The sequence below is a fragment of the uncultured Fretibacterium sp. genome (assembly GCF_938040765.1).
Lineage (GTDB): Bacteria > Synergistota > Synergistia > Synergistales > Aminobacteriaceae > CAJPSE01.
This window is the reverse complement of the sequence record NZ_CALIAA010000159.1, coordinates 1-11,267: the sequence shown is the minus strand read 5'-3', so window position 1 is coordinate 11,267 and position 11,267 is coordinate 1. Positions and strand designations below refer to the sequence as shown.

The 11,267-nt window shown below is 64.3% G+C and carries 8 protein-coding genes; 1 reads left to right on the top strand and 7 read right to left on the bottom strand.

Annotation, left to right across the window (positions count from 1 at the left end):
- Positions 1–29 precede the first annotated feature (29 nt).
- Positions 30–1,739, top strand: a complete 1,710-nt coding sequence (locus tag Q0176_RS05745) for a DUF4198 domain-containing protein (RefSeq protein WP_299300137.1) — start codon at positions 30–32, stop codon at positions 1,737–1,739.
- 163 nt (positions 1,740–1,902) lie between these two features.
- Here the strand turns inward: Q0176_RS05745 and buk (Q0176_RS05740) are convergent, their stop codons facing one another.
- The 7 genes from buk (Q0176_RS05740) to Q0176_RS05710 form a co-directional block, all read right to left on the bottom strand.
- Positions 1,903–2,970 (bottom strand): butyrate kinase, encoded by a 1,068-nt coding sequence (gene buk, locus Q0176_RS05740; RefSeq protein ID WP_299300134.1) that lies wholly within the window; start codon positions 2,968–2,970, stop codon positions 1,903–1,905.
- 82 nt (positions 2,971–3,052) lie between these two features.
- On the bottom strand, positions 3,053–3,979 hold the full coding sequence (locus tag Q0176_RS05735; protein ID WP_299300132.1) for a bifunctional enoyl-CoA hydratase/phosphate acetyltransferase: 927 nt from the start codon (positions 3,977–3,979) through the stop codon (positions 3,053–3,055).
- A gap of 103 nt (positions 3,980–4,082) precedes the next feature.
- Positions 4,083–5,168, bottom strand: a complete 1,086-nt coding sequence (buk, locus tag Q0176_RS05730; RefSeq protein ID WP_299300130.1) for a butyrate kinase — start codon at positions 5,166–5,168, stop codon at positions 4,083–4,085.
- 32 nt (positions 5,169–5,200) lie between these two features.
- On the bottom strand, positions 5,201–6,019 hold the full coding sequence (locus tag Q0176_RS05725) for an aminotransferase class IV (RefSeq protein WP_299300127.1): 819 nt from the start codon (positions 6,017–6,019) through the stop codon (positions 5,201–5,203).
- A gap of 127 nt (positions 6,020–6,146) precedes the next feature.
- The gene (locus tag Q0176_RS05720) at positions 6,147–7,619 is read right to left on the bottom strand and encodes an FGGY family carbohydrate kinase (protein WP_299300125.1); all 1,473 of its coding nucleotides are present in this window, start codon (positions 7,617–7,619) and stop codon (positions 6,147–6,149) included.
- Between the two features lie 149 nt (positions 7,620–7,768).
- Positions 7,769–10,414, bottom strand: coding sequence for a pyruvate, phosphate dikinase (gene ppdK / locus Q0176_RS05715; RefSeq protein WP_299300123.1), 2,646 nt, complete (start codon positions 10,412–10,414; stop codon positions 7,769–7,771).
- Between the two features lie 315 nt (positions 10,415–10,729).
- Positions 10,730–11,267, bottom strand: a 538-nt coding sequence (locus Q0176_RS05710; RefSeq protein WP_299300121.1) for a hypothetical protein, incomplete at its 5' end; no start/stop codon positions are given.

Here is an 11,267-nt window from a genome sequence, read left to right as displayed (position 1 = left end):
TTAATTGAGTAAGGAGCAGTGAGAGGTTTATGTTTCATCGCAGAATGTTTGTATCGACAACTATTTTCGCGACACTTTTCTCCCTGTTGTGCGTGGTATCGGCCGAGGCACATTTTCTCTCCATTGTCCCCGACACAAAAATCCATAAGGTGGCGGTGGGCAGTACGTACGAGGCAAAGTTGTCCTTTACCGAGGCCTTTCTCAACGCTGAAGTGGGCTGGGCGTCAGCGGACATCTTTTCAGCACGCTTTGTATACAAGGACGGGACGGAGACAAATTTTCCGACGTTTGAAAGGCATTTCGTCAGCGTGGACATCAAGTCGGGGGACCAAACGATCACCAAGAGGCGGAACGATTATCTCCTTTCCCAGGCAAAGCTGGAAAAAACGGGCACGGTTATCTTGGAGGCAAGCGGTGACCTCGCTCCCCGAATGGCTTATAAGGGCTACTCGAAACAGATCCTGAACGTTCAGAAGGACGCCTTCTCCATGAAACGCGTAGGGGGCGACGGTGTGCTTGAGATTGTTCCTCTCAGCGAGGTTGCCGATTTCGCCCCTGGCAAGACGGTGGCGTTTAAGGTCCTCGTCAAAGGGCAGCCCCTAAAGAATGTGAAGATTGAATGGGCCGACGAGAAATCTCCGGTAGTCAGACCCAGGAGGCCCGACGGAAAACTGGGAAGCCCCGAAAACACCGAGACAATAGCAATCACCGACGAGAACGGCATTTTCGATTTCACATTGAGGAATGCGGGCTACAACTGTTTTGGATTGATGCCGCCCGGAATTCCCAGCGGACGGTATAATCAAGACGGGAAAGAGATAAAGGAGTGGTTTGCCTCGACCCTGATCATCGATGTGCCGGCATCGGCCGCCGGAAGCTCCTTCGTCACACCCGTGACGCCGACGCTTCCGCCCGCCGTGTCGAAGGACAAAAGGCTGCAATCCGCAGCCACGCAGCCCTTCTCGGACCTGAGCAGGGCCGAAAAGGCGTTCTCCGCTTCGTTTGGATTTACGTCCGGACACCTTGCAGCGAGCTCGTCCGGCGCCGTCACCGTCTCGCAGGCGGTTGCCGAGGCGGCTCGGGCCGCGGCGGAGAAGGCCTATGGAAACCCCTTGCCAAGCGAGGTCAATCCTATGCCTCTCCTGAAGACGAATTTGGATAAGAAGAGCAGCGCAGACATCGCGGTCATGGGGATCGAGCTGACGGGTTCCGTGCTGGTAGGGACATTCCCAACCCCCCCAGCCAACGTCAAGTTGGTCAAGGTGACCGGCCCCAAGACGGGCGTCCTGTTGGGCTATCTCTCCGATCCTACCAAGTTCGGGGACGTGAAGGACGGGGCCTTCACGATCCTGGACGATCATGGCACCGTCGTATCGTCCATCGAGCCCGGCAAAAAATATGTCCTGACCCTCCTGATCAAGGACAATGGAGACTATGATCTGAGCAAGGAGGAAAAGACGATTGTCGACCCCGTGGTGATCCTGACCAGGAAGACGCCGACACCGAACCCCACTCCGAATCCGACGCCGAATCCAGCTCCGAATCCGACGCCGAATCCAAAACCGAATCCGATGCCGAATCCGAATCCGAATCCGATGCCGAATCCAAATCCGAATCCGATGCCGAATCCAAATCCGAATCCATCGGGTTCCTCCAAGGACGGCGGCGGATGCGACGCGGGGTATGGAGGGGTTGCCCTGCTGCTCGCGGCAGCGTTCCTGCAGAGGAGGAAGGCATAGCTTCGTTCATCCGCGGCCGTACCGTTGGACAAACGCAGGGTCCCGCCCAATCGTCACCCCGGTTTGGCCGGGCACTTCAGAAGCGTCAAAAAGAGCTCTCCGTCCGTGACGGAGAGCTCTTTTTGACAACGAAACGGCCGGTTCAGAGGCCCGGCAAGCGGCTCTACTCGTAGTCCAGCGCGGGCTCCCGATTCTCCAGGACGCGCAGCGCCCCATCGGCCAGCGCCTGCATCTCGTCCTCCCCGGGGTAGCGCATGACGCGCGCGATGAAACTAACGCGCGCGGTCACGGCCTCGCAGAGCCGGTCGCTGTAGGCCAGGCCGCCCGTCAGGACAATGGCATCGACCTGCCCCTTGAGCACGGTGGCGCTGCCGCCGATCTCCTTGGCTATCTGGAGGCACAGCGCATCGAACACAAGCCGCGCCTTCTCGTCTCCCGCCGCGACGCGTTTTTCCACCTCGCGCAGGTCGTTCGTCCCCAGGTGGGCCACAAGGCCGCCTCGGCCGCAGATCATCTTCTGGACCTCCGCAAGGGTGTGCCTGCCACTGAAGCAGAAGGAAACCAGCCCCCCCACCGGCAGGCTGCCCGAGCGCTCCGGGGACATCGGTCCCTCGCCGTTCAGGCCGTTGTTGACGTCGATTACGCGCCCACCGCAGTGCGCCCCCACGGAGATGCCGCCCCCCATGTGCGCCACCACCAGGCGGCACTCCGAGACGGGCTTGCCGAGCTCCGCCGCCGCACGCCGCGCCACGGCCTTCTGGTTCAGCGCATGAAATATGGAGATCCTCGGGATCTCGGGAAGCCCGGAGACCCTGGCCTCGTCGGCCAGCTCGTCCACCACGACGGGGTCTACGATAAAGGCCGGCACGTCGCCCGCCGCCGCGGCAAAGCGCACGGCCAGGGCAGCGCCCAAATTGCTGGCGTGGGAACCATAGGCCATGCTCTTCAGGTCCTCGAGCATCCGGGCCCCGACCCTGTAGGTTCCGCCGGGGATCGGCTTCAAAAGCCCTCCGCGCCCTACGACCGCGGCAAAGGAGGAGGGCTCCACGCCCTTGTCCTTCAGTATCTGCGCGATGCGGTCGTATCGAAAGCTCTCCTGATCCGTCACCGAGGCGAACGGCTCCAGCTCGGCGGCATCGTAACGCTGGGTCTCCGTCCAAAGGCACTGCGTTCCCTCGAAAAGCGCGACCTTCGTGCTGGTGGACCCGGGGTTGATGACAAAAATCTTCATCCTCGACCTCTCCTCTCTGGGATGGAGGGCCGGCTTTTGCCTGAGCGCCGGCCCTCCTGTCGTGCATTCTGCCCGGATATCCCTACCCGGCGTGGTGGGCCATCATGACGGCCGCCGCGATGGAGAGCATCTTGGCGCGCGGAGAGTCCGCGCGGCTCGTCAGGATGACCGGCGCCGCCGCGCCGACGATGATCCCCGCCGTCTCGTTCTTGGAGAAGTAGACGATCGCCTTGGCCATCATGTTGCCGGCGTCGATATGGGGAACCAGCAGGATGTCCGCGTGTCCCGCGACGGGGGAATCGATCTTCTTGATCCTCGCGGCCTCCTCGTTGATGGCGTTGTCCAGCGCCAAGGGGCCATCCACGATACAGTTCTTGATCTGTCCGCGCTGATTCATCTGGACCAGCGCGCAGGCGTCCAGAGTGCAGGGCATATCGGGGTTGACCATCTCGACGGCCGCCAGACAGGCCACCTTGGGGCACTCCACGCCCAGGGCGCGGGCGAAGCTGACGGTATTCCTCAGGATGTCGGCCTTCTGCTTCAGGTCGGGATAGGGGTTGAACGCGGCGTCGGAGACGAAGAGGATGCGGTCGAAGCCTTCGACCTGGTGGAAGTAGCAGTGGGAGATGACCTTGCCGCTGCGCAGGCCGACCTCCTTATTCAGCATTCCGCGCAGAAAGTGATCCGTGTGCAGCTGTCCCTTCATGTAGATGTCGGCACGCTTCGAGGAAACCTCGGTCACGGCGACGAGCCCGCACTTGGCCTCGTTCCTCTCATCGATGATCGTGTAGTCCTTCTCCGACGCCCCAGCCTCGGCGATGCAGGCCTTGACCTTCTCCACATTGCCCACGAGGGTCGCCTCGACGAGCCCCGTCCTTCGAGCCTCCTCGATGGCGGAGATCAGCCCCGCATCCTCGGCCATCGCGACGGAAACGCGTTTTTTTCCCTTGCTCGCGCAAAGTTTCCTGGCCTCCTCGATCATCTGGGACAGCGAACGAATCTGGTCCATAATCAAATTTCCTCCCTGTTGTATTGGATTCCGAAAAAGCCTTCCATTGAATAAGCCTTCAATGTGGCTGCTTTAACGGCCGTTTTCGGCCGATACACACCCATTATCGACGCAGGACGCTCGAGGCGTAGTCCCGCGCCGGCTCCTCGCCCCTCAGCACACGCAGGGCCCCCTGCGCCAGAGCCAGGAGCTCGTCCTCCCCAGGATACACCAGGCAGGGCGCGATCCACTGCACCCGCTCCAGGAGGAGGCGGACGAACCCGGCATCGTGGGCGATCCCCCCCGTGAGGATGACGGCATCGACGGGCTCCCCGAGCGAGACGGCCTGGGCCCCGATCTCCTTGGCGATCTGCCAGACCATGGCCCGGCGATAAAATGCGGCCTCATCGTCCCCGGCCCGGATGCGCCGGTCGACCTCCAGCATGTCGTTCGTCCCGATGTAGGCACGAAGCCCGCCGCCGGAGGTCAGCTTCCGCCGGATATCTCCCTCGCTGTACCGACCGCTGAAGCAGAGGCGCGCGAACTCCCCGACCGGAAGCCCGCCGGCCCTGTCCAGGGAGAAGGGCCCCCACTCGTTGGCGCTGTTCACGTCGACGGCGCGTCCCCTCCTGTGGGCGACGACGCTGACGCCGCCCCCCAGGTGGACGACGACGCAGTTGATCTCGTTCCAAGGTTTTTCGAGGTCGCGCGCCGCACGCCGGACCATCGCCTTGACGTTGAGCGCGTGCAGCAGGGAGGGCCTGGGCAGCTCGGGAAGCCCCGTGATCTTCGCCTCCGGCGCCATTTCGTCCACGCACACGGGATCGACGATAAAGGCGGGGATCCCCAGGGGCTCCGCCAGGGAAAAGGCGAGGACCCCTCCGAGGTTCGAGGGATGATCCCACGGCCTGCCCAGCCTGAGGCGGTCCACCAGCACCGGATCGACGCGATACGTTCCCCCGGGCAGGGGGTCGATGATCCCGCCGCGCCCGACGACGGCATCCAGGCGGACCGTCTCGCCGTCGTGCGCCGCGAGGGCCGAACGGACAAGCCCAAGGCGAAAATCGAGCTGCTCCGAGACCGCGCCGAACGGCGCCAGCTCCTCCGCCGCATGGCGAAGGACATCCTGCCACACGCACGCCTCGTCCTCGAAGCGGGCCAGCTTGGTGCTGGTGGAGCCGGGGTTGATCGTCAAAACGGAGAACGCCATCGAGGCACCTTCCTCCCTTCGTCCCCCCACATTTATTCCAGCCACTTCCGGATATGGTCCAGGTAGAGCTTCGAGAGGCGCAGCGTCATCGGGCCCGGCCTGCCGGTTCCGACCGTCCGATCCCCGACCCTCACGACGGGCAGCACCTTCTTGACGCTCCCCGTGATGAAGGCCTCGTCGGCCAGGCTCAGCTCCGACAACGTCGGGCAGCGCTCCTCCACGGATATGCCGGAGCCGCACGCGAGCTCCAGGATCGCCCTGCGCGTGGTCCCCCCCAGGACACGAGACAGCGGAGCCGTGACCAGCACCCCGTCCCGGACAAGGAAGAACGAGCTGTGCCCCGCCTCGGTGATCTCTCCCCCCGGGCAGTAGAGCACCTCGAAGGCGCCCGGAGGGAGGGCATAGGCCGCCCGGTAGTCGACGCTCTTGACCTCGGGATTATCGCGCCCCCCATCCATGGGCTCGAGAACGACGCCCGTCTCGTAGAGCCGGGGAGACGGAAGGGCCAGCCGCTCGAAGACGACAAAAAAACGCGGGGAGACGAACCCCTTTTCCTCATCGAAGACGTCCCCACCGGTGAGGTAGATTTTGACCTGAAGCTCCGCGTCCAGGCGGGCGATTCCCTCCTTCACGACATCCCGCATCTCACCGAGGGAAAGCGTCGGACGAATCCGCAGACGTTCCGCACCGGCCAGGAGACGCTCCAGATGGGGCGTCAGCATCAGAGGCCTCTTCTCGTAGGTCCCGACCGTCTCGAAGACCCCGATGCCCCGCTGGATAATCAGGTCGCTGACGGGCAGAACCGCCTCCGACGGAGGGACGAAACGCCCGTCGATATAACACAGTTCCATGTCGCCAATGCACTCCAATCCGAGTTGATGGGCGGTCGGTCGGAGCGCCCTCCCTTCAATATTGTTACGACAGGGCCTCCCTGTCAAGAGGGAAGCGCTTCGAATTGCCTTTCAATCGAATTTCCGCTCAATCGCCCGCACCGTCCCGGCGGCTTGGCGTCCAGCTTCCGGTGACCCGGAGGTTTTTCCCAAGGGCCGCCTCGATGCCCCTCTCCCCTTCGGGGAGGTCGCCCGCCGCGCAGGCGGCGACGAGGGCGTTGGTCGCGAGGGCCCCTCCCGTCTCCAGCGTCACGGTCTCCGCGCCGATCTTGTCCGCCTTGATCTGGTTCCAGAGCGCGTCCCGGCTGCCGCCCTCCGTCACGATGATCCGGTCCACCGGCGTCCCCGCCGTCCGGCACCTCTCGGCGATCTCGCCGTATTCGGACGCTATGCCCTCCAGCACGGCGCGCCAGAGTGCGAAACGGTCCGTCTCCAGCGTCATGTTCAGGAAGCAGCCCCGCTCCTCCTCGTGCCCCGCGGGTCCCCCCGTCAGCCAGGGCAGGAAGCGGACGCCCCCCGCCCCCGCGGGAACCCGGGCCGCCCCCTCGCTGAGCTCCGCATAGAAGCCGTCCTCACCCGCGCGCCCGCAGACGTTGTCGCGGAACCAGCGCAGGGCCAGACCGCCCGTCCGCACGAAGCCCCAATAGAAATACGTGTCCGCGAGCGTTCCGCTGTTGAAGATCAGTCCGCTCCCCCTGCGGCTGAGCCCCGGCACGATGCCGCCCGTCGAGATGCAGAACATGGAGCAGGTCCCGGCGACGTCCACGGCGTGCCCCGGCGCGAAGACGCCGCACCCCAGCAGCGACTGCATGGTGTCGCCCGCGCCGGCGCAGACCGGGATGCCGGCCCGGAAGCCCGTCCGGGCCGCCGCATCCGCAGAGAGCGCGCCGACGACGTCCCAGGGCCGGACAATCCGGGGCATGAGGCCGCCGTCGATCCCCAGCAGGTCCAGCTGCTCCTGCGACCAGCGCTTGCGCGTCACGTCGTAGCCCAGCCCCCATCCGGACAGCGTCCCCCAGTCCAGAAAGGCATCTTCCGCGCTCAGCCCCGCCAGGTGCATCAGGATGTAAGGGGCGTTGTGGACGAACTTCCGGCCACGGCTCCGGAAGGGCTCGGAGTTCGCCAGGAGCCACCGCGCGTGCAGGGCGGGAAAGAGGCAGAGAGGCTCGGGGTTTCCCGTCTCCCGCCCCCATATCTCGAGGTCGAGGGAGGCCAGCGCCGCAGCGTCCTCACGCGTCCTGGAGTCCAGATAGTTGATGTAGGGCGTTACCGCCCGCCCTGCGTCGTCCACCCCGACGACGCCGCAGATGATGCCGTCCCCCATGATCGCCCGGACGGAAGCGGGGTCCAGCCCCTTCCGCACCATCTGTTCCGTGCAGTCCCTCATGCCGGCCAGGGCCAGGGAAAGATACTCTTCCGCGTCCATCTCCACCCAGCCGGGACGGGGGCAGGAGAGGGTCGTGGGGCGGTCCGACCGGACAAGCACCCGGCCGTCCGCCGTGCAGACCGCAACCTTGACGCTCTGGGTCCCCGCATCGAAACAGAGATAATGGTTCGCCATATTTCGCACCTCGCAGAGGATGAAATTCCTTCATCCTCCATTATAATCCAAGGACGATTCGAGGACGGCGCACGAAAAGGCCGGTCCCATCAGGACCGGCCCAATCATTAGAGACATGGAGCGTTGAGCGTCGTCAGCCTCTTGTCCGCCTATTTCAAGGTCCCCAGCGCCGCATGGGCCGCGGCCACGCGCGCCACGGGCACGCGGAAGGGCGAGCAGCTGACGTAGTTCATGCCGAGGGAGCAGCAGAATGCGATGGAGGAGGGGTTGCCGCCGTGCTCGCCGCAGATGCCCACCGAGAGCTTGGGGGCGACGCCCCGGCCCTTTTCCACCGCTATTCGCATCAGGCCGCCGACGCCGTCCCGGTCCAGCTCGCTGAAGGGATTTTCCTTGAACACGCCCTTCTCGATGTACTGGAACAGGAATTTCCCCTCGGCGTCGTCGCGCGAGTAGCCGAAGGTCGTCTGCGTCAGGTCGTTCGTTCCGAAGCTGAAGAACTGCGCGTACTCGGCCAGCTGGTCGGCCACCATGGCCGCACGCGGCACCTCGATCATCGTCCCGACGAGGTAGGTGAAGTCCGTCCCGGAGGCCTTCATGACCTCGCCTGCGATGCGGTCGGCCATCTCGCGGAAGAACTTCATCTCCGCCCGCGTCCCCACCAGCGGGATCATGACCTCCGGCCTCACCTTGACGCCCGCCCTCGTCAGCTCCGCCACGGCCTCGAAGATAGCGTTGATCTGCATCTCGTAGATCTCGGGGTAGACCATCCCCAGGCGGCAGCCGCGGAACCCCAGCATCGGGTTGGCCTCGTGCAGCTGATATGCCTTGTTCAGCGTTCGGCGCAGCTTCTCGGCCTCCGGAGAGGAGGCGGCGCCCTTCTTCTCCAGCTCGCCCAGCGCCTCCAGCAGGGCCGGCTCCTTGGGAAGAAATTCGTGCAGGGGCGGGTCGAGCAGCCGGACGATAACGGGGAACCCGTCCATCGCCTTGAAGATCCCGACGAAGTCGTCCTTCTGCATCACCTTCAGCTTGTCCAGCGCCGCGATGCGTTCCTCGAGGGACTCGGCCACCACCAGCCGCTGCATCACCGGCAGGCGGTCGGTCGCCATGAACATGTGTTCCGTGCGGCAGAGGCCGATGCCCCTGGCCCCGAACTCGCGGGCGCGCCTCGCATCCTCCGGCGTGTCCGCGTTGGCCCAGACCTCCTGTCCGGCCGCCTCGTCCGCCCAGCCGAGCAGCCTCTTGAAGTCCTCCGAGAAGGTCGCCTCGGTCAGCGGCACCTGCCCCGCGAGCACGCGGCCAGAGGAGCCGTCCACCGTCACGAAGTCCCCCTTCTTCAGGGTCCTGCCGCGGCTCGTGAGGGTTTCGGACTCCAAGTCGATCGCCATCTCCTCGCAGCCGCAGACCGCCGGCTTGCCCATGCCGCGCGCCACGACCGCCGCGTGGCTGGTCATGCCGCCGCGGCTCGTCACGACGGCGGCCGCCGCAAAGAGGCCGTGGATGTCGTCCGGGCAGGTCTCGGGCCGCGCCAGGATGACGGACTTTCCCTGATGCGCCAAATCCTCCGCCTCGTCCGCCGTGAAAACCAGCATCCCGACCCCGGCGCCCGGCGACGCGGGCAGGCCGGCGGCAAGCAGCTCCTGAGGCGCGTTCTTGTCCACCTGGCGGTGCAGCAGCTGCTCCACCTGCTCGGGGGTCACGCGCGTCACCGCCGTCGCGGTGTTGATCAGCCCCTCGTTCACCATGTCCATGGCAATCTTCACCGCCGCCGCCGCCGTCCTCTTGCCCGTGCGGGTCTGGAGCAGGAAGAGCCTGCCGCGCTCGATGGTGAACTCGATGTCCTGCATGTCCTTGTAGGCATTCTCCAGCTGTTTCGTCAGCCGGCAAAGCTCCCTGTAGATATCGGGCATGGCGCTCTCCAGCTGGCTTATGGGCATGGGGGTGCGGATGCCCGCCACGACGTCCTCGCCCTGAGCGTTGATGAGGAACTCGCCGTACAGCTTGTTCTCGCCGTCGGACGGGTTTCGGGTGAAGCAGACGCCCGTTCCGCAGTCGTCGCCCAGGTTGCCGAAGATCATGGATATGACGTTGACTGCCGTCCCCAGTTCGTCGGAAATCCTGTTGATCTTCCGGTAGGTCACGGCGCGCGGGATGTTCCAGCTCCTGAACACGGCCTCGATGGCCCTGCGAAGCTGCTCCCACGGGTCGGTCGGGAAGTCCTTGCCCGTCTCCTCCTTATAGATCTTCCTGTACTCGGCGACCAGCTTCTCCAGCGCCTCAGCCGGGATCTCGAAGTCCTGGGAGACCCCGAGCCCATTCCTGCAGGCCGCGAGCGCGGACTCGAAGCGGTCGGCGTTCACCTCGTCCACGACGTTGCCGAACATCTGGATGAAACGGCGGTAGCTGTCGAAGGCGAAGCGCCGGTTGCCGGATACGGAGGCCAGCCCCTCGACGGTCTCGTCGTTCAGTCCCAGGTTCAATATCGTCTCCATCATCCCCGGCATGGAGATGGGCGCACCGGAGCGCACCGAGACCAGAAGCGGGTTCTTCCCGTCGCCGAAGCCCTTGCCCGTCTCCTTCTCCAGCGCCTTGACGGCCTCTTTGACCCCATCCCAGACCGTATCCATGATCCCGGGGTCCTGCATGTACCTGCGGCAGACCTCCGTCGTGAGGATGAACCCGGGCGGGACGGGGAGCCCGCTCTGCACCATCTGGCAGAGGTTGGCTCCCTTGCCCCCCAGGAGCAGCTTCTGGTCGCCCTTGCCCTCCTTCAAGTTGTAGATGAACTTCTCCGCCATGTCACACCACTCCTTATCCTGAAAGTACGCCCGTCGGGGCCTCGTGATCTCAGACAACGCAAAAGTGGCACCAACTCTCTCTCCCTCGGACTCCAAGGGAGCCGGAGGCGGGCGTCCCTCCAAGGACTGCCGGCCCGCCTCGTTTTCATTTTACCTCGCCGGCGGGCAAATCGAAAGCCGCCCCGCATCGCAGGAGCCACGGGGCGGCTTTCAAAGATCATCGCTTGGGAGAAACAGAGGTATCCCCCGCGCGGGGCAATCCTCACCGGTGGCGCCGATCCCCCGATCGTGGAATGAAGAGGCGGAGGCCCGGCCTCACTTGAAGTCGGTCTTCAGGCGGACGATGGACCAGGTGTCCTTTCCCTTCCACTTGTAGGGCCTCGCGACGGCCCGGAAGGTCGCGGGGCGGTCCTTTTTGTCCTCCGTATTGTAGAGTTCTCCGCTCATGTCGATCTCGTTGCCATTCCTGGACGCGCTCGTCACCTCGGCGTAGTACACGGCCTCCCCGTCCGCCCCATCGAAGTGATAGAGCTTTCCGTCAAAGTGGTACGACGGTTCGGAATCCGTTACGCTCCGGTTTTCCACGTCCAGGCCGAAGTACTTCTTCACGGACTCCTTGACGAATTTCCCGTCGAGGGTCAAGCTTCCATGCTTGCAGTTCTTCTCCGTACACTTTTTGATGCGGGTCTTGAAATTATTGATGTAATTGTGCCTGATACCAAAGCGGATCAGATCCGGGGCGGCGTCGGGCCCCCCCAGCCAGAGCATCCCGTCGCTCTCGCGCTCCACGTCGAAATCGTAAAGCCCCTGCTCCGTAAAGTTGCTGACGAAAACACTCATCCGCTTCATCTCG